14 protein-coding genes are annotated in these 18,921 nt (G+C 65.2%); 4 read left to right on the top strand and 10 right to left on the bottom strand.

Annotated features, from left to right (window positions below; genetic code table 11):
• Window positions 1-3: 3 nt before the first annotated feature.
• Window positions 4-762, bottom strand: coding sequence for a SapC family protein (locus ABE546_RS01225; protein WP_313209774.1), 759 nt, complete (start codon window positions 760-762; stop codon window positions 4-6).
• A 68-nt stretch (window positions 763-830) separates the two neighbouring features.
• Window positions 831-3,962, bottom strand: coding sequence for a TonB-dependent receptor (locus ABE546_RS01230; RefSeq protein WP_346462371.1), 3,132 nt, complete (start codon window positions 3,960-3,962; stop codon window positions 831-833).
• Window positions 3,963-4,260: 298 nt separating this feature from the next.
• Here ABE546_RS01230 and ABE546_RS01235 point away from each other — a divergent pair, with 298 nt between their 5' ends.
• A complete protein-coding gene (locus ABE546_RS01235; protein ID WP_346462373.1) occupies window positions 4,261-5,349 on the top strand; it encodes a LacI family DNA-binding transcriptional regulator in 1,089 nt (362 codons plus the stop codon).
• Window positions 5,350-5,361: 12 nt separating this feature from the next.
• On the opposite strand, the gene ABE546_RS01240 is transcribed toward ABE546_RS01235, so the two are convergent.
• From ABE546_RS01240 to ABE546_RS01260, 5 genes are all read right to left on the bottom strand, one after another.
• Window positions 5,362-5,886, bottom strand: a complete 525-nt coding sequence (locus tag ABE546_RS01240) for a GNAT family N-acetyltransferase (RefSeq protein WP_346462375.1) — start codon at window positions 5,884-5,886, stop codon at window positions 5,362-5,364.
• Window positions 5,887-6,016: 130 nt separating this feature from the next.
• Window positions 6,017-6,544: a DUF6622 family protein gene (locus ABE546_RS01245; protein ID WP_313209782.1), complete on the bottom strand. Its 528-nt coding sequence runs from the start codon at window positions 6,542-6,544 to the stop codon at window positions 6,017-6,019.
• A gap of 155 nt (window positions 6,545-6,699) precedes the next feature.
• Window positions 6,700-7,167: a hypothetical protein gene (locus ABE546_RS01250; RefSeq protein WP_313209785.1), complete on the bottom strand. Its 468-nt coding sequence runs from the start codon at window positions 7,165-7,167 to the stop codon at window positions 6,700-6,702.
• A 7-nt stretch (window positions 7,168-7,174) separates the two neighbouring features.
• Window positions 7,175-8,557 carry an aldehyde dehydrogenase family protein gene (locus tag ABE546_RS01255; protein ID WP_346462377.1) on the bottom strand — a complete coding sequence of 461 codons (1,383 nt, stop codon included), beginning with the start codon at window positions 8,555-8,557 and terminating at the stop codon, window positions 7,175-7,177.
• 34 nt (window positions 8,558-8,591) lie between these two features.
• Window positions 8,592-10,247 (bottom strand): acetolactate synthase large subunit, encoded by a 1,656-nt coding sequence (locus tag ABE546_RS01260; RefSeq protein WP_346462379.1) that lies wholly within the window; start codon window positions 10,245-10,247, stop codon window positions 8,592-8,594.
• 294 nt (window positions 10,248-10,541) lie between these two features.
• On the opposite strand from ABE546_RS01260, the gene ABE546_RS01265 reads away from it, so the two are divergent.
• From ABE546_RS01265 to ABE546_RS01275, 3 genes are all read left to right on the top strand, one after another.
• Window positions 10,542-12,566 carry a hypothetical protein gene (locus tag ABE546_RS01265; RefSeq protein ID WP_346462381.1) on the top strand — a complete coding sequence of 675 codons (2,025 nt, stop codon included), beginning with the start codon at window positions 10,542-10,544 and terminating at the stop codon, window positions 12,564-12,566.
• 7 nt (window positions 12,567-12,573) lie between these two features.
• Entirely contained in the window at window positions 12,574-14,328 is a 1,755-nt protein-coding gene (locus tag ABE546_RS01270; RefSeq protein ID WP_346462383.1) for an autotransporter outer membrane beta-barrel domain-containing protein, read from the top strand.
• A 77-nt stretch (window positions 14,329-14,405) separates the two neighbouring features.
• The gene (locus tag ABE546_RS01275; RefSeq protein ID WP_346462385.1) at window positions 14,406-15,593 is read left to right on the top strand and encodes a hypothetical protein; all 1,188 of its coding nucleotides are present in this window, start codon (window positions 14,406-14,408) and stop codon (window positions 15,591-15,593) included.
• A gap of 58 nt (window positions 15,594-15,651) precedes the next feature.
• On the opposite strand, the gene ABE546_RS01280 is transcribed toward ABE546_RS01275, so the two are convergent.
• The 3 genes from ABE546_RS01280 to ABE546_RS01290 form a co-directional block, all read right to left on the bottom strand.
• The gene (locus ABE546_RS01280) at window positions 15,652-16,824 is read right to left on the bottom strand and encodes an MFS transporter (protein ID WP_313209798.1); all 1,173 of its coding nucleotides are present in this window, start codon (window positions 16,822-16,824) and stop codon (window positions 15,652-15,654) included.
• A 101-nt stretch (window positions 16,825-16,925) separates the two neighbouring features.
• Window positions 16,926-17,831: a LysR substrate-binding domain-containing protein gene (locus tag ABE546_RS01285; protein WP_346462387.1), complete on the bottom strand. Its 906-nt coding sequence runs from the start codon at window positions 17,829-17,831 to the stop codon at window positions 16,926-16,928.
• 150 nt (window positions 17,832-17,981) lie between these two features.
• Entirely contained in the window at window positions 17,982-18,917 is a 936-nt protein-coding gene (locus tag ABE546_RS01290; protein ID WP_346462389.1) for a hypothetical protein, read from the bottom strand.
• Window positions 18,918-18,921 lie beyond the last annotated feature (4 nt).

Consider the following 18,921-nt stretch of genomic DNA (forward strand, 5'->3'; position numbering starts at 1 on the left):
CGGTCAGTTCCTGCCCGCCGCAGCGGCGGCATCCTGCAGACGCAGACGTTTCTGTTTCTCTGCGATCAGGCGACGCATGTTGTGCAGCGACGCCAGCATCAGGTACGCCCCTTCCAGGTAGCCGGCGCGATTGAGTTCGGCCAGCGCCGGACCGTCCAGCTGGGCAAGCCGGTCACGGTCGATGGCGTGCAGGCCGTTGACACCGACCCGATGCTCCTGGGCAACCTGCACGTCGAGCGTGATCGGGTGAATGAGGCCTTTAGCATCCAGCTCGGCAAACATCGCCGCCCCGAAGGCGTGTCCCTCGTGGATACCGCGCAGCACGCCTGCGATGTGGTCCAGATAAGGTGTGTTTCCCCCCTGCGGCAGGAATACCGGCTCGCCCTGCATCGCCGTCACGCGCGGGTGATCCAGATCCACGTGCAGCACCGCTTCCTGGGTGAGCGTGCCATCGATCCGGTTTTCCTGGAAGCCGATCAGGAACGGCCCCTTGGCCGCCGCCCCGGGCAGGTAGGACGCATTCCAGCGGCCGTCCTGCAGGTAAAGATTCTCGTGCTGCTCAAACCCAAGCAGGACCACGGACTGCCACTCACCCGTGGCGGCGTCCCTGCGAAGGAAAATGGGGTATTCGCGCTGCAGTTCGGCGAACTCGCTCGGGTAGGCCGGCACCATGCCGACCGCATCGCCAAACGCGGACCCGAAATCGGTGGCCACGCGCAGATCGCGGTGGGCGATGTTGTTGAGCATTTCGTAACGCGGCATGGTGTTCTTCCAACCCCATCAGGACCCTTGAACGGGTGCCGCTGCCAGGGCAGCGGCACCCCCACACGTCAGAACCTGTAACGAACGCCGAGCATGTAACGCGGGCTCTGGTCAGCCAGCTTCACGATCATCTGCGAGGTGCGCGAGCGCCAACGGACGTCCTCACCGGTCAGGTTGATCGCCTCAAGACCGAACGACCAGTGATCATCCAGGGTGTAGTTCACACTGAGATCCCACTGTTCATACGCTTCCACGTAGTACGGATTGCGACTGGTCCCCTGGTTGGCGAGGATCAGGTACTGGTCGCGCCAGTTCCACGCCAAACGCACCGACCAACCATATTTTTCGTACATTAGCACGGCGTTTGCGGTGTCACTGAGGCCGGTCAACGAGAACTGGTCGATGCCCGGGTCGCCCCCGTTGTTGTAGCCGACATCGCCATCCACCAGGGTGTAGTTGGCGAGGACGCCAAAGCCGGTATCGCCGAAGAAGTACTGACCCCCGAGCTCCCAACCGTGCAGTTTTGCCTGGTTCTGGTTGATGGGACGGTTGACGCTGAACTGGTAGAGCGGATCATCGCCCTCCCCGTACAGGTCATAGGCCGCTTCGGTGGCCAGGACCTGCGCGTCGGTACCGTTGTAGGCGCCCAGTCCGGCCGGATTGTTGCGCAGCAAGGCCAGCGCGGTGAACAGGGCCGTATCGTTGGCCGAGCAGGCCGCCGCATTGGCCGCGCCGACCTGGGTGATACAGGCGCCGCTGTTGAGGAACGCCAACGCGGCCTGCGCATCCGGGCCGGCGGTAGGATCCCTCAGCCCATACAGGTTCTCCTGCACGATGGTGTTGCCGATGAAGTTGTTGACGGACTTGTTCCAGTACGTCAACGACACGTAGCTCGCATCGGCGAAGTACCACTCCAGTGCCAGGTCGAGGTTGTCCGACTCCAGCGGCTTCAGCTGCGGGTTCTGTGCGGTGCCGCTGGCCCGCGAAGACGGATCGATCAGCACCGAGCCAAACGGTTGCTGTGCGGTCGGGCCTGCGTAGAGGTTGCCGATCGGCGCGCGCGCGATACTCTTGCCGAACGAGACGCGTGCCTTCAGATCGTCCATGAGGTCGATGCTGAAATCGAGGTTGGGCAGGATGTAGCTGTAGCTGTTCTTCTCGGTGAACGGCTGCTGCTCATCGGACAACACCACGCGGAAGTCGTTGTTGGACTGCCATTCGATGGCTTCCGGGATGGCGATGACCGACGTCGACACCACATCGGTGGTCTCATAGCGCACGCCCAGGCGGGTATTGGTGCGCAGGCCGCCCAGCTCGCCGTCCAGCTCGACCTGGAAATAGGCCGATTTGGTCTTCTCTTCCACCAGGTTGTCGGCGGCGCGCTGCGGGCTCACGCCAAGACTGGCGCCATAGTTGTCCGCGGCCCATTGCGCCAGGCGGCCCGCATCGCCGCGCCAGGCGGTGAAGCTGTTGGCATTGAAGTCGTTGAACAACCCGACGATGTTGACCGGCTGCAGCAGGTCCATCAGCCCGTTGGCCACATCCCCGTCAACGTTGGCCACGCCCCAGTCGCCCAGAGTGTTGTAATTCTCCGCGGCCTGGATCCGGTGGGTGGTCTGCTTGCTGGAGTCCACGCCAAACTGGAAGCGCCCCCGGTCGAAGCTCCATTCACCGTCGACGCGTCCCTGCTTGATCTCGCTGACCTGGGTCTGCGAATTGATGCGCAGCACCTGCGAACCAATTTCGCCCGGCACGAAGCCCGGGTTGACCACGCCGTTGGTCTTGGCGATGGCATCGGCCGTGCTCGGGTACCAGACCTGGGTGCCCACGGGCAAGCCGTTGTTGAAGTTCATCTCCTGTACCCACGACCCACCGCAATGCGGCCCGGTAGTGCAGTTGTTGGTGCCGGCGATGCTGCTGAAGATGGAGCCGCCGCCGGTGAGCGGGTCGTTGGGTCGGCTCTCGTTCTTTGAATTGTGCGCGTCGAAGGTCAGCTTGAACTGGTCGGTGACGTTCCACAGTGCATTGAAGCCGAGGGACCCCAGCTTGTACTTCTGCATGCTGCGCTGCTGCTCAAGCCCGAAATCCTTGGTGCCCGCGATTTCACGGATATAGACCGGCGTCGCAACCGCACCGCTGGTGTCGAACGTGACATCGGTGTAGTTGCTGTTCTGCAACCACATGCCCTGTTCGCCACGATTCTCGGTGATCTCGTTCGTCGAATAGGTGTAGTCCAGGGTCAGGGTCACCGCGTCGGTCGGCGCAAACTGCAGCACCGCCTGACCATTGATGCGCTCACGCTCGAACTCGGAGAACGCATAGCGAAGGTCGTTCGGACGACCGTAAAGCGCGCCCACCGCCGGTGCATTGACCACGGTCGGGTTGCCGGGCATCGTGCCGGTCCACGGCTGGATGTTCCAGTAGTTGTTGGTGGCCTGCACCGAGCCACCCTTGCGCTTCTGGTAGCTCGCACTCACGCCAACGCCGAAGGTCTTGTCCGGGTTGCTGTAACTGAAGATGCCGGACAGTTCAGGCGTCAGGTCGCTGTCGAATGGCTGGCTCTGGTCGGAGACGACCTTGGCACCGGCGCTGGCGACGGTGCCGTCATGATCGAACGGGCGTCCGGTCAGGATGTTGATGGTGGCGCCGATACCGCCGCTGGGGACATTGGCCTGGCTGGTCTTGTAGACCTCGATGCCATTGATGGATTCGGCGGCCAGCTGGGCGAAGTTGAAGGCACGGGTACCCCCGTCGACGCCGCCGATGGCGACCTGCCCAGAGGCACCGAACGCATCTGCGCCCGGCATCTGCCGTCCGTTGAGCGTGACCATGTTGAACTGGGGGCCAAAGCCGCGTGCCGTGACCTGCGCGCCTTCACCATCACGACGTTCGATGGAGATGCCGGTGATGCGTTGCAGCGATTCGGCCAGGTTGGTGTCCGGAAACTTGCCGATATCCTCGGCACTGATGGCATCCACCACGCCGGCCGAGTCACGTTTGATGTCCATCGCCTGGCTGAGGCTGTTGCGGATGCCGGTGACCTGCACAGTATCCAGCTGTGTCGGGCTGGGCTGGGCCTGCGGCTGGGCGACGGGCGCGGGCGTTGGCGCGTCCTGTGCAAACGCGGGATTGATGACCAGGACGCCACCGACAAACGTAAACATGGCCCTGGAGGTGAACTTCGCCAGCGTGCGGCTCATGAACGAGCCCCCCGGCATTGGGTACGACGGAACGTAGAAGCGCTCATGACTCTCCCCTCTGACATAACGATCGAATGGATGCACCGCCCCTCCTGGGGGCACGTACGGGCGATGCCCGTCTTCCACACCGAACATCGCAGCGCGCTGTGCGCGTGCTGCGACTTACACTCGCTTTCAGGCTTGCCAGAACAGCCGCGTGGTAAAGGGGGGGTACCCGTTGGCCCTTACCCCGGCCAAGTGGTAGCGCTACCATCACGTCACGGCCGCAGACTAATCATCCGGGGTCGCGCTTGTCATCATGCAGCGCAACAAAGGAGCGCGTGTCCTGAAAAACAGCCCGAAAGCCGTGCGTCGGAAAGCCAGCGCCATCACCATCGACGACGTCGCGGCGCACGCCGGCGTGTCCGCCATGACGGTGTCGCGCGTCATCAACGGCCATGCGGGGGTGCGTGACGGCAACCGGGAGCGTGTCATGCGCAGCGTGCTCGCACTGGATTACCGCCCCAACCTTGCGGCGAGCGCACTGGCCGCGGCGCAGCACACCTGCATCGCGTTGATCTACACCAATCCGAGCTCCAGCTACCTGCGCGAACTGCTGGTGGGCGCGCTGCGTGGCTCCACCCGGGCAGCGGCACAGCTGGTGATCGCCACCTGGGATGAACTGGGCAGCCAGCAACGTCGCGAGGCAGCACGGCAATTGTCCAACAGCGTGGCGGGCGTGATTCTTCCGCCGCCCCTGTGCGAATCACAGGACATCGTCGACACCTTCGTGACCGCCGGCATTCCCGTCGTCTCCATCGCATCCAGCCATTTCAGCGACCGGCTGTCGTGCGTGCGCATTGATGACCGCCAGGCAAGCCACGACATGGTGTCGCATCTGATCGCTTACGGGCATGCCCGCATCGGCTACATCACCGGCGATCCAAATCAGACCGCCAGCGCGCACCGCTGGCAAGGCTACCGGGATGCCTTGGCTGACGCCGGCATCGGCTACGACGACACGCTCGTCCAGCCGGGATATTTCACGTACCGCTCCGGGCTGGAGGCGGCCGAACGGTTGTTGACGCTGCCCCAGCCGCCCAGCGCGATCTTCGCCAGCAACGATGACATGGCGTCGGCCGTGGTTTCCGTCGCCCATCGCCGCGGGTTGGAGGTGCCAGGGGATCTTTCGGTGGTGGGCTTCGACGACACCTCCGCGGCAACGATGGTGTGGCCGGAACTGACGACCATCCATCAGCCGGTGGCCGCGATGGCGGACACGGCCATCGATATCCTGCTGCGCGCGATCCGGCATCCCGCGTCCTCGGCGCGCGCCACCGTGAACCATGTGCTGCCCTACCAGTTGATCACGCGGGCGTCTGTTTCGAGGCCTTTGCTGGCCCTTTAGCCGACGACTGCTTCACAAACGGCGGTCAAGAACCTGACCCGGCCAACCGTCTATGTTGAAGGTCGACAACCGTTCGTAACCGCACGATTCGTAGAAACGCACCAGGTCGCCACTGCCCCCGGCATAGCAATCCACGCGCACGTAAGCGACACCCGCGGCACGTGCCTGCTCGTCGGCGAACGCCATCAGCCGGCGGCCGATACCGCGCACGCGCGGATCGCGCGAAGCAATCAGCACACGCACGTAGAGCTCTGGCTCGACCGCTGCCGGCACGTAAGGCATGGCGTCTCCCAACGCCAGGAACGCACGCACCTCGCCCTGTGCGGTCTCCGCTACCCAAGCACCCGGCAGCGCGCAGGCGTCGCTCACCTGGGTGATACGGCGTGGAATCGATGACCACGCTTCGCTACCCCACTGCTGTGGGTTGCCGATGGCCACGAACCAGGCAATCACCTCGTCGAACAACCGCAGTACAGCGGGCGCATCGGCCACGCTGGCGCGGCGCATCGTCAGTGTTTGTTTTGCTGCATCAGTCACGCATACCTCTCCTGCCTGGTGGCGCTACGCCACAACCAGCAGCAGTGTGCCGCCATCGGTGGCAGACACCAAGCCTCTCGCGAGATCGATGTTGGCATCGCAGAGACGGGGCGTGTAACGCCAGGTGGCCTCAGCCGGCCGCTTCCAGCGCCGAGCGCGGCATGGCAAGCCGCGAGGCGCGCAGGTATCGCAGGTACTTTCCGATGAAGACGCCGGTGAACCCGCCCGACAACAACAGATAGGCGGCGCGGAAGCCGACATCGAGGTTGAGCGAAGGGGAGACGGAAAGCGCTACCTCGAAGCCGTACTTCACCACAAACGTGAGCAGCAGCAGCGGCAGCAGGCTGTAGTCCGCACTGCGCCACAACCTCCCCGTGGATATGTTGACGGTGAGCGTTGCCCGTCGCAGCAGCATCCACCCAAGGCCCATGCCCGCACCGATGCCGACCACCCATTCCCCCCACGCCTCCCAGGAACTGCCGAAACGGTGGCCGAGCGACCAGGCCCCCCAGGCGGTGAAGAGCGCCGGCACGATGGCCAGTTTCGTGAGCGAGGTTTCACCGGGTCTCATGGCAGCGATGCCGCGGCTGACCAGGAAGACCAGGAGCGCCCAGACCCACACAGGGGTGTTCGAGATGAGGTGCTGCAGCATGATCACGGGGAGTCCTTGATGTGGGCGGGTGCCGGCGATGCACGCCGCGCGGGAATGGCTCCATTCTCGCTTTGCACCGACCCATCACAAGTGACAGGTGTCAGGCATCAGTAAGTACGACCATCATTTCCCTGGCGTCGAGCCATGGCGCGTGTAGAGGGTCAGGTCCGCTGCAACTCATAGTTGGCCACCATCCTGTCCAGAAGGTCCAGTTCGTTGGGAGGAACTGGCGAGGCGGTATCACACACAATCGACGAGGCCAGATAGTACTCGGTGTCATTGCGGAGGCGGCCACGCCGCAGGAGAGCCTTGTAGTGACGAGAGCGGCGCTGCCAGAGCTGACTCATCGTCGGTGCACCAGCCCCGGCTAGAGAGGCATCTGCTGCAGCGATCTGCTGTGGCGAGAAATCCCCGAAGTCCTCCAGGATGTCATTGACCGCTTGTTTCAGGCCTGGCAGGACACGTGAAACACCCAGCTGGCGCTCGTAGACCGCAAGCACATTGATTGGATTGTGCGGGTGCTCGAGCCCCAACACCCGTTGCGGCGTGAGATGTGTCTCCCAGTGAACAAAGAAGCGCTTCAGTTCGTCGTACTCACGCTGCTTTTCTGCAGATACCGACCTGACCATATGAGGTTCAACTCCGCCGCATCAGAATCATCTTCTCCTGCGACATGTCCCGCATCGTGTACGGAATCCCGCCCGTGCCATAGCCCGATTCGCGGCGGCCGGCGAAAGGCATCCAGTCCGTGCGGAACGCAGTCGGATCATTGATCATCACGGCCGAGGCATCCAGCCGGTTGGCGGCGCGCATGGCGATGTCGATATCCTGCGCGAACACGCTGGCCTGGAAGGCGGTGGGCAGGGCGTTGGCGCGCGCGATCGCCTCGTCGAGGTCGGTGTAGCGATAAACGGCCACCACCGGGCCGAAGACTTCCTGCGTGGTCACCCGCGCGTCGCTGGCCGGATCGAGCAGCACGGTGGGCTGCAGTGTGGTCTCGGAAAGTCGCTTGCCGCCGGTGGCAAGCTGCGCACCGCCGCTCACCGCTTCGTCAATCCACTCGGCCACGCGGTCGGCCTCGCGCGGCTGGATCAGCGGGCCCACCTCGGTGTCCTTCAGGGTCGGGTCGCCGGTACGCAGCCGTTCAACCCGGGCGACGAGGGCCTGGGTGAAGGCGTCTGCAATGTCGTTGTGGACGAAGATGCGCTGTGTGGACACGCACACCTGGCCGGCATGGTAGTAGCCGCCCTTGACGATCGGCTCGATGATCCTGGCCAGGTCAGCACTGCGGTCGACGAGGGCGGGCGCAACCCCGCCGTGCTCCAGCGCCGAACGTGCGCCGTGTGCCAGCTTGGCGTGCAGCGACCACCCTACCCTCGCCGAACCGATGAAGCTCAGAAAGGCAATGCGCCTGTCGGTGGCCAGCGCCTCGGCCAGGTCGTTGCCTTCGGGGAGGAAACTCTGGCACCACGGTTCGGGCAGCCCGGCCTCATGCACCATCGCCACGAATTCCAGGCAGGACAGTGGCGTTGCCGAGGCCGGCTTGATGATGACCGGGCAACCCACGGCGATGGCCGGCGCGACCTGATGGACGATCAGGTTGAGCGGGTGATTGAACGCCGAGATGGCCGCCACGATGCCGATGGGCTCCCGGGTCGTGAACGCCCAGCGGCCTTCGGACGCTGCGGAAAGACCCATCGGGATTTCGCGGCCGGCAAAGTTGCGCAGCTCGTCGGCCGCATTGTGGACGCCATCGATCGCACGTGTGGTCTCGATGATCGCATCCTGGAGCGGTTTGCCGCCCTCGCGTGCAATCTGCAGGGCGAGGTGGTCGCGTTTGGCATCCATCAGGGCGGCAAGCTTGCGCAGGATGGCGATACGCTGGTGCGGGGCGAGCCAGCCGTCGCGGTTCTTGAAAACCCGCTCGGCGGCACTGAGCTTGCGCTCCAGCGCGGCGGCGGTATCCAGTCCGATCTCAGCGATAGGGGCGCGGTCAAAAGCCTGTACGACGGTCAACATCTTGAGCTCCTTGCGGAAGGGTCAGCGAGGGCGATCACGCGCAGCCCACGTCCGGCGTGCGGTTGCGCAGCTCGTCCACCAGCACGCGGGTGTTCTCGGCATAGTCGATCGGCACATCCAGCACGTGGACACCGCCGCCTGCGAAGGCGGCTTCGATCATGGGCACCAGGTCGCCTACTGCGGTCACCCGGCTCCCCTTGGCGCCGTAGGCCTCGGCATACTTCACGAAATCCGGATTGCCAAAGCGCATCCCGAAATCCTCGAAGCCATCCACCGCCTGTTTCCAGCGGATCATGCCGTAGGCGCTGTCGTTGAGGATCACCACCACCAGGTTGAGTCCGAGGCGCACGGCGGTTTCCATCTCCTGCGAGTTCATCATGAAGCCGCCGTCACCGCATACGGCCAGGACGCGCCGCTTCGGGTACAGCATCGCGGCCATCATGGCGGACGGCAGGCCGGCCCCCATCGTGGCCAGCGCATTGTCGACCAGCAACGTGTTGGCGACATGCGTGCGGTAGTTGCGCGCGAACCAGATCTTGTACATACCGTTGTCAAGGCAGACGATGCCGTCGTCCGGCATGGACTGGCGCACGTCATGTACCAGCCGTTGCGGCGTGACCGGGAAGCGGTCCTCCTCGGCACGGTCGTTGAGACGGGCCAGGATCTTCTGGCGCAGCGCGATCATGCCTTCGTCAGTCGCCAAGCGGCCTTCCAGCCGCCCGGCCAGGGCATCCACCGAAGCCCCGATGTCGCCCAGCACCTCGATATCGGGGTGATACACCTGCTCCACCGTGGCGGACTGGAAGCTGATATGGACGACCTTGGGGCCGCCGCCGCTCTTCATCAGGAAGGGCGGCTTTTCGACCGTGTCATGGCCAATGGCGATGATCAGATCAGCACGGGCAACGGCTTCGTGGACATAGTCGCCCTCGGAGAGCGCGGCCGTTCCCATGTACAGGTTGGAACCGCCGGTGACGGCGCCCTTGCCCATCTGCGTGTTGAAAAACGGCAGGCGGGTCCGCGTGACGAACGCGGAAAGCGCCTCGGCGAGCCACGGGCGGCTTCCCGCCGCACCGATCATCACCAGCGGCCGTTTGGCGGCCAGGATGGCCGCTTCTGCGCGGTCGAGCGCGGCAGACGGTGCGATCGGACGCTCCAGCGGATGAACCGGGATGACGGGGATATCCTCCACCTCCTCGCCGGCGACATCCTCCGGGAGCTCCAGATGCACCGGCCCTGGGCGCTCTTCCATGGCCACGCGGAAGGCATCGCGCACCGTGGCCGGAATCGCGGCCGGGCTGACGATCTGACGCGTCATTTTCGTGAGCGGCTTCATCGAGGCCACGATATCCACGATCTGGAACCGTGCCTGCTTGGCGCTCATCACCGGCTTCTGCCCCGTGATCAGAATCATCGGCCACGCGCCGAGGTGGGCATAGGCCGCGCCGGTGGAGAAATTCAGCGCGCCCGGGCCGAGCGTGGCCAGGCATACACCTGGCCTGCCGGTGAGCCGGCCGTGGGTGGCGGCCATGAACGCGGCCGCCTGCTCGTGGCGTGTGAGCACCAGCTCGATGTGCGAGGTCCGGAGCGACTCAAGGAAGTCCAGATTCTCCTCGCCCGGCACACCAAAGATGCGGTCGACGCCTTCGTTCTCCAGCGCCTTGACCAGTAGATCCGAGCCCTTCTGCATAGCTTCGATCCTTACGGTGAAGTCAGGATCACTATACCCGGGCCGATGTCAGCGCTGCGTCGGATGTCTGCGGGAGGCTGTGCGCCCCGGGTGCCGGTAGTTTTACTGACCTCACCCCGCACGTATTGCGGTTGAGCACGTGGAGCGCTGTGGCCAGACTCGAGTCACACCCGGTGCCCGCCATGCGTGGCGACGTCGTGCATGTAGATCAACACAGCACATCATGGATAAAACGTGGAGACTTCCCGATCTGGTCGCCGAGCAGCCTCCGGCGTGACGTGTGCGGGTACGTTCGTGTCACCGCAATCGATCCGCGGCAGCCTGCTCGTGGTCGGGCTGGCTGCGTCGGCGCCCTGGTGCGCATTGGCGCAGAGCGTGGACGCGGCCAGCTGTATCACGGTACCGGCAAGCGTACCCGCCCAGCAGGTCCGCGCGAACGGCACGGTCCTGACGGTCGCAAGCGGCACCTACGCGCCGACCACCGTCGGTGCACCGGCCTTCTATGCCGCCAATGCCGGCGTGATCAACGCTACCGGCGCGGTGGCGTTGATCACCAGTGCCGCCAACACGGCCACGGTCTGCTCGACCAACGCGGGCGCGGTCAACTTCCTGGCGGCCGGCTCCACCGTCAGCCGGCTGGGCGCCGGGGGGCCTGCTGCCCGCCTGGAGGCAGGCACCACGCTGACCTCCAACGGCACGCGTTTCTACACGTCCCTGGCCAACAGTGAAGGCATCCAGGTCGCAGGCGGCCGCTTCACCGGCAGCGGCGATGTCATTGCCACCGGGGTATTGCTGGGGACGCAACCCGGCAATCCCGCCACCTACGGTCTGCCGGTGGACGCCAGCGGCAATCTCGTCACCGATCCCGATGCCTACGTGGGCAAGGCCGCAACGGCGGCCCACGGCATCAGTGCCATTGACGGCACCGTCCGGTTGAATGTGGACAGCGCCGGCGTTCCCACGGGTGGCACCACATCGATCCATATCCTCGGCACCGGCGCCGGTGCAACCAATGGCAGCCACGGGTTGCTCGGCGCCAGCGGCGCGCAGTTCGACGTGCATGCGGTGAACATCCTCACCCGCGGCAACAACAACAGTGGTGGACGCTTTGCCACCGGTTCGCGCCTCCAGGCATCCCAGCTTTCCATCGATACCACCGGCACCGGCGCGACCGGCCTGGTGTTCGCTGATGCGCAAGGCACCTTGTCCGGGCTGACCATCAACGCCACCGGCATCACCGCGCACGGGCTGTCGGCCACCGGCACCTCCCAGGTGCAGGTTGATGGGCTGGACATCCGCGTGGCCGGGCAGAATGCGCACGGCGTGCTGGCCGGGAGCGGCAGCACGGTCACACTGGCAGGAGCGCCGGGTGTCGTCATCGCTGCAGGACAGACCGGCAATGCGCTGCGCGCCGAAGGCGGTGGCAGCGCGCTTACGGCAAACGGGCTTCGCCTCTCAACGCTGCTCAACGGTGCCATCGCTGGCCATGCGCTGACATCAGGCACGCTCACGCTGAGCGGCAGTGCGATCTACACCTCCGGCATTGCCGGCGGCAACGCGGCGGTTGGCCTGCAGGCCGCCAGCGGCGGTACCGTGGTCAGCCAAGGCAATGCCCTGCTGACCGGCGTACAGCTCGGCACGGATCCTGCCGCCGCCAGCTATGGCCTGCCGGTGGATGCCGGCGGCAATGCCACCACGGATCCTGCCGCCTATGTGGCCACCGGCACCACCGGGGCGAACGGCGCGCAGGTGTCCTCCACGGGTGGCACGCTGCGGCTGGACGTGGCGGCCGATGGCTCACCATTGGGCACCACGACCCGTATCGAGACCTACGGCAACAACAGCACCGGCGTGCTGGTAGCCCAGGCGGCTTCCGCGACCTCGCGGCTGCAGGCAGCAGACACGGTGATCACCACGCACGGGATGAACGCCAACGCCGTGCTGGTCCAGGGCGCCGTCGGCGGGGTCGGACCACAGGCGGCGTTGCTGCGCCTGGACACGCGCACCACCGATCTCAATGCCAACGGCGTGTATGGCCAGGCTGGCGCGCAGGTCAGCGTCACCGACAGTATCCTGACCACCTCGGGAAGCGGGGGCGGTATCCGTGCCGATGGCGCGGCAACCCGCATCACCGCGCGCAATCTCTACATCGGCGGCGGTGGCGCGGGTGGCATCGGGCTGAACGCCACCGGCGGCACCATCGACAGCGCTGGAACGACCATCATCAACTCAGGCCGCCCCGGGATGACGCTCAACGCCAGCGGTGGCACCGCGGGACGCCGCTGTCCCGCTCCTTCCCCCGGACCTTCCGCCCGATGATCCGCCAGTGCCCCTGCCGATGGCCTTACCGGCGCCGCAGGGTGTGTTGCCGGCCGCCGACACCCCGACCCTTGCCAGCATCACCGCGACCGGCAGCGTGCTCACCGGCGCCGCGATCACCCTGCCCGGCAGCCTCTCCAATGTGGCGCTGCATGACACGCTGTGGAACCTGACCGGCAGCTCCACGCTCACCACGCTGCTCAATGATCGCAGCCGGATCGCGTTCGCGGTGCCTGGCGGAGATCCCGTCCAAGTGGTCAGCTACAGAACCCTGACCGTGTCGCGCTACAGCGGTAATGGCACGCTCGCGCTGAACACCTGGCTGGGCGACGATGCCTCGCCCTCGGACCAGCTGGTCGTGGTGGATGGCAGCAGCAGTGGCCCGGGCGTGCTGGAGATACACAACACCGGCGGACGTGGCGACCGGACGCTGGCCGATGGCATCCGCGTGGTGCAGGCAAGCAACGCCACCAGCACGCCCGACAACTTCGCGCTGGCGGCACCGGTGGTGGCGGGTCCGTACGAGTACTTCCTGTTCCGCGGTGGCGCGGCCACGGTCTCCGGCGCGGATGTGGAGAACAGCTGGTACCTGCGCTCGGTGATCGACTGCGCCAGCCCGGGCGCGCCGGTACCGCCCTGCCCCGCCCCTCCTCTCCCGCCGCCACCGGATCCTGCTCCGCCGGATCCCGTGCCCCCTGAACCGCCCAGCCCCTCGCCGCCCCCGGCCTATCGCCAGGAGGTGTCGCTGATCGCGGCCGTACCGGCGATGGCCCAGGTGTACGGCCGCACCCTGATCGATACCCTGCACGAACGGATCGGCGATGAGCAGCTGCTGCATCAGCGCGGCGACCTGGATACCGAACGTAGCGGATTCAATGGCGCCTGGATGCGCTATCTCGGCCACGACGGCGAACATGATGGTGGCCGGCGCGGCATCTATGGCGATCGCGGGCCCGACTTCGACTACCGTTTCGATGCGTTGCAGATCGGTACCGACCTCTACCGGCGCGTGGATGCCGATGACCTGCGCCGCCGTCACGCCGGTGTCTACCTCGCGTATGGCAAAGGCAAGGGCGAGGTGCGGCACAACCTCCTGGATTACCGCTTCCATGCTGGCACTGACCGGTTCAAGGCCGGCTCGGTCGGCGGCTACTGGACAGCGTTCTCCGCCAAAGGCGCCTATATCGACGCCGTGGCCCAGTACACCTGGTATGACATGCGCCTGCAGTCCCCGCGCACGTCCGACAGTTTTGTCGATGCCGATGGGCTGGCGCTGTCGCTGGAAGGCGGCTGGCCGTTCATCCTCAACGAGGGCGACGGGTCCTCCGGCGAGGACGGGCGTTGGCGTCTGGAGCCGCAGGCGCAGGTGATCTGGCAGCAGATCGACGTCGACGACCTCGATGATCACACCGCGCAGGTGCACTTCAGCGACGGTGACTCGCTGGTCGGGCGCATCGGCGCGCGATTGAATCGCACCGGCCAGCACGAGACCGCGCAGGGTGAGGCCCGCAGCAGCAATGCCTGGCTGCGCGCCAACGTGTGGCACGAGTTCCGCGGCACGCCCCGCGCCGCGTTCGCCACCAACAGCGGCTACGTGCCGTTCGCCGTGGATATGGGCGGCTCATGGGGCGAAGTGGGCATCGGCGGAACCTGGCAGGTCACCCAGACCGGCTACCTGTTTGCCGATCTCGATTACAGCTGGAGCTTCAATGGCGACGAGAACGCGTGGAACGGCAAGCTGGGCATGCGCTGGAACTGGTAGACGCTGTGATTCCAGGGGATGGTGACAGCCGATAGTGCCTGTGAAATCATGCGCGGTTGTCCGCCCGGCGAGCTTGCATGTTTCAACGACTCTTCAGGAAGAGCCGCACGACTGTGGCAGCGACCGCTGCGCTCGACGTCCGCAGTCAACGCCCTTCAGCGGGCGAGATCCGGGTTGAAGGCGCGACCGAGACGCTGTTCCTGTCTCCCTTGCCGGTGTACACCGGGCAGGTGCAATCCTCCCGTCGCCATTTTTCGGACATCAATGATGTGTTCCTGGACCTGGGAGGGAGCAACTGGGGAACCGTAGAGGGCGGCAAAATGCTTGCCGGCGGAATCGTCGGCCTGCTCGTGCTCGCGTTCATCGTGCCCGCGCTCATCATGCTCTACCTGGTGCTCGCCTACCCGGAGAACTTCCCGACGGCATGGGCGGATTTGAAGATGTTCATTCAAGTGTTTTCTGCCGGCGCGCTTCTCGGCATCCTCCCCTTGGGGGCATTCGCCTACGGGATGTTCTCGGATGAGTTCAAACGCGCAAAGCCCTATCCGGTGCGCTTCAACCGTCAGCGTCGCGAGGTGTGCTACATCGACCGCGAGAGCGGCCGTGCCCTGATCGTGCCCTGGGAGAGCATCGTTGCCTGGGTGTCCAATTCACAAGGCATCACCCCGTATGGCACAACGCGCCAGTACACCTTCGGCATGGGCCTGGAGGATAAAGAGCGCGACACCGTGCAGTTTGTCCTGCTGCCACAACCCAGTGATTCGCACTCACTGGGCCTGTGGGCGTCGATCCGGAACTACATGGAGGACGGGCAGTTGTTCAATGCACCCAACCCATGGTTCCAGGCATTGGGGTTGGTCCCGACCAAGGATCGACTGAAGCCGTATGAGGGCATGCACACCTTTGAGATCGAGCGTGAGGATGCTCGCGCGATGGGTTCGCTCGACGATGGCGGTGATGATCTGACGCTGGAACAACGGGAGAAGTATGGCTACGACAAACGCTCCTACTGGCCGCTCCGTCGCTGGTACGCGTGGCGTGTCCTTACCTTCTGGAAGCTGCCCTACCTGCTCGCCGAATGGGTCCATCGCCGCGGCCGTCCTTCGCTGCCGGCCGTGGTGGAAGCCTGGTCCCAGGCATTGCCGGAAGCGCAATGGGCCACCCCCAGCGGGGCGCTTGTGAACGCCAGCAAGCGCGTGAGAACGGCCATGGATAAACAAGGCGCGACGTTCGTCGATGCCTGCAAGGCAGCCGGCTTCAAGTGAAGTGACTGCTCCAGAGCATCTCGCGGGTATTGAACGGCAGCGGACGTGATCCACCACTTCAAACAGGCGATCCGTGCCTGCGGCGAGCAAGGCGATACAACACGGTGCCAGCCAGTACCGCGGCCACGGCCCCTGTCAGCGGTACTGATGCCAGCGTTGCATAGCTGATCGTGAGGCTGCCCATGGCGCCCCCGAGCGCGGTGCCCAGGTTGAAGGAGGCGATGTTCAACCCGGCCGCGACCGGGCTGTAGGCGGGAATCAAGCGCTGCGCCTGCTTGAGCAGACGCAGCGTCAGCAGCGTCACGATGCAGAAGAAACAGATGCCCAGCGTGCCGATCAGCAGCATCATCATGGCCGGCATGCTGGCGAACACGTAGAGCCCGAGCAGATTCAACGCCAACGCGCACAGTGCCAACTGAAGGCTGCGGTCCCCGTCCATCGCGTCGCCCAGCGCTCCCCCGAGCAGGTTGCCTGCGATCGCACAGACGCCGAACAACAGCATGCCCAGGCTTAGCCACTGCACGTCCACACCAGTTACCTGCTGCAGATACGGCGAGACGAAGGTGAAGAACGAAAACGTCGCGACGCTCACCAGCGCGCCGATGCCGGCCGTCGTCAGGAGCTGGGGATGGATGATGGCCTGGATGCCCTTCCATGCGCCGCCGCGGGACGGGGCCGAACCGGCAGCTCCCCTCGGCATGCACAGCGCCAGACCCAGCATGCCGACCACGCTGAGGACGCCGATGGACAGGAAGACCACGCGCCACGACCAGAGACTGCCCAGGTACGTGCCGATCGGAACGCCGAACGCCAGCGCGAGGGTCAACCCGATCCACACGACCGACAGCGCCCGGCCGGATCGCTGCGGGTCCACGAGCCGGGTCGCCGCGTCGGAGGCGACCGCCATGAAGACGCCGTGGCCGAGGCCGACCACGAAGCGGATGGCCAGCAGTGTGACCAGATTGGGCGAGGCGCTCATCAGCAGGCTGCCCAGTCCGAGCAACGCCGTGGCCAGCAGCAGGATCTGCCGGTCCCGCCAGTGCGCGACCAGCGCGGTGATGAACGGTGCGCCGATGGCCGCGCCCAGTGCATAGGCGGCAATGGCCGTGCCGACGAGGGATATCCGCGCCCCGAGGTCATCGGCAATGGTGGTCAACAATCCCGCGACCACAAACTCGGAGAGCCCGAACGCGAACGCGCACAGGGAAAACACATAAATGGCAGCAGGCATCGCAGGTCCTATCCAGCAGAGCTGCGGAAGCCTAGTGCCTGGCCATGTGCGGGTGAAGGACGGTTTACATACTGCAGCAAGACGCCGCGCGTCTTGTCACCTCAGGGCAGAGAACGGGTCTGCAGAATCGCCTGTATCAACCGGTCGCGGATCGCTGAGGTCCGGGTCTCGTTCCACGCCATGAACAGCTCCAGCCGTGACACGTCCTCCGCCGCTTCCACCTGGAGCGGACGGAACACAACGTCCTCGCGCGTTTCCGTCGCCAGCGAAGCGGGAAGCAGCGCGATACCGAACCCCGCAGCCACCAAGGCAATCAAGGTCTGCATCTGCCGGCCGTGCTGCACGATGTCGGGCACGAACCCGGCTGTCTGGCACAGGCCGATCAGCTGGTCATGAAATCCTTTGCCGAGTGTCCGGGGCGAGGCGACGAATGCTTCGTCCCTGAGCAATGCCAGGTCGATGCCCGCCTTCGCCGCCAGCGGATGACCGGCCGGCAGCGCGACGCAGATCCGTTCGCTCAGCAGCCTTTCCATGCGCAGGTGCGGCGTCGTGGTGCCCGGTGTCCGCATGAAGCCGATATCCGCCTCTCCCTGCTCCAGGGCGTTGACCTGCTCCTGGGTGCTGGCCTCCCGCATCGTGAAGGCGATGCCCGGGTTGAGCTCGCGAAAGTGGCGCAACGCCTGCAGCAACGAGGCATAGGGGGCGATGTTGATGAAGGTCAGGGTCAGGTGGCCCTCCATGCCCTGGGCCACGCGGCGCGTCTGGGCGACGCCCTCCTCCAGCGACTGCACGGTACGGCGCGCGGTCTCAAGGAAGGCTGCCCCCGCCGGTGTCAACGCGACGCTGCGAGGGGTGCGCTCGAACAACGGGGCTCCGACGGCGCCCTCCAGCTTGCGGATGGCCTGGCTCAGCGGCGGCTGCGCCATGTGCAGCCGCTCGGCGGCGCGATTGAAGTGCAGCTCCTCGGCCACGGCAATGAACTGTTGGAGCAGGCGGGTCTCTATCACTGAAACACCAGACCTCTGGAATGCCGGAATTGAGGGTGTTCAACATACCAAATCTCTACGTTGTCCAGAGCGCGCCAGCAGGCGCCTGCTGGAGGGACTGGTCATGATGCTGCTGCTCGTCAGCGATGCTCGACGAGGGGCCGGACAGCGTTACTTCGTGGCGTCGCGCGCTGTCGCGTCCGCTTCCATCAGCTCCCGGCGCTGGGCCTCGATCCAGGCGTCCCCGGCGGCACGTGCCTGGGCATCGAGTTCCTTGTTCTGCCGGTCGTTTTCCTGGTACTGCGCCCACACCTCGGGCGTGATCGTCTCCAGTCGATGATCGGGGCGCAGCTGGATCGAGGGGGACGCCCCCATGGCCACCGTGAAGTTATCGAACAGCCATTGGCGGCGCAGCTCAGGCGAGGCATACAGAAGGTCCGGCTCCGCATAGGTCCGCATCGGCAGTGCCTGCTCGGCGAGGGGCGTGTCGGACGAAATCCTCGCCAGCCTGACGACCAGTCGCTCATGGTCCCGGTCTTTGTGATACAGGGCGGCGATGTCGCCATCGATCCACAGGACGTACGCGTACCCCGCGATGGGATGGACCTGGAACGGGTGTTCACGGACCAGGATGAGATCACTGCGGTCTGTGTAGAGCGCCCGCCAGCCCGGCGGTGCCGGACGGATGCCGCAGTCGACGGTCCCTGCCGTGATCTTCTCCAGCGTCGCCCTGCTGCGGCTCGCGGAAAGCCGCGTTGTCCAGCAGCGTGAGCTGTCACGATTGTGCGATGCCATCAGAACTGCGTCTTCGTCCAGCACCACCGCATCGGTATGCACAAACGGGGCGTCTGTGGCGTCATGATCCTGCAGCAGCGTCGCGAAGTCGCTATCTGACAGCGCACTGCCATTCACGTAAACGGCGTACGTGGTGTGGTGCTGGTACTTGCTGCTGTTGATATCCAGCCTGCTTTCCGTCACGGCCACGACCTTCAGCGTGTCTGACGAAAACACGGTCTCCCGCTGGGTGCGTGCACATCCAGCGGTGAGCAGCGCTGCACACAGCAGCAGCGCAGCAGAAAGCAGGACGGAACATCTTCTGGCGTGCATCGCG

It is taken from the genome of Stenotrophomonas sp. TWI377 (genome assembly GCF_039674525.1).
Lineage (GTDB): Bacteria > Pseudomonadota > Gammaproteobacteria > Xanthomonadales > Xanthomonadaceae > Stenotrophomonas.

What these genes read in the sequence shown, in the direction of transcription:
- ABE546_RS01225 (WP_313209774.1), bottom strand. Translation starts at nt 762, where the DNA reads ATGCCGCGTTACGAAATGCTCAACAACATCGCCCACCGCGATCTGCGC.
- ABE546_RS01230 (WP_346462371.1), bottom strand. Translation starts at nt 3,962, where the DNA reads ATGAGCCGCACGCTGGCGAAGTTCACCTCCAGGGCCATGTTTACGTTT.
- ABE546_RS01235 (WP_346462373.1), top strand. Translation starts at nt 4,261, where the DNA reads ATGCAGCGCAACAAAGGAGCGCGTGTCCTGAAAAACAGCCCGAAAGCC.
- ABE546_RS01250 (WP_313209785.1), bottom strand. Translation starts at nt 7,167, where the DNA reads ATGGTCAGGTCGGTATCTGCAGAAAAGCAGCGTGAGTACGACGAACTG.
- ABE546_RS01255 (WP_346462377.1), bottom strand. Translation starts at nt 8,557, where the DNA reads ATGTTGACCGTCGTACAGGCTTTTGACCGCGCCCCTATCGCTGAGATC.
- ABE546_RS01260 (WP_346462379.1), bottom strand. Translation starts at nt 10,247, where the DNA reads ATGCAGAAGGGCTCGGATCTACTGGTCAAGGCGCTGGAGAACGAAGGC.
- ABE546_RS01275 (WP_346462385.1), top strand. Translation starts at nt 14,406, where the DNA reads ATGTTTCAACGACTCTTCAGGAAGAGCCGCACGACTGTGGCAGCGACC.
- ABE546_RS01280 (WP_313209798.1), bottom strand. Translation starts at nt 16,824, where the DNA reads ATGCCTGCTGCCATTTATGTGTTTTCCCTGTGCGCGTTCGCGTTCGGG.
- ABE546_RS01290 (WP_346462389.1), bottom strand. Translation starts at nt 18,917, where the DNA reads ATGCACGCCAGAAGATGTTCCGTCCTGCTTTCTGCTGCGCTGCTGCTG.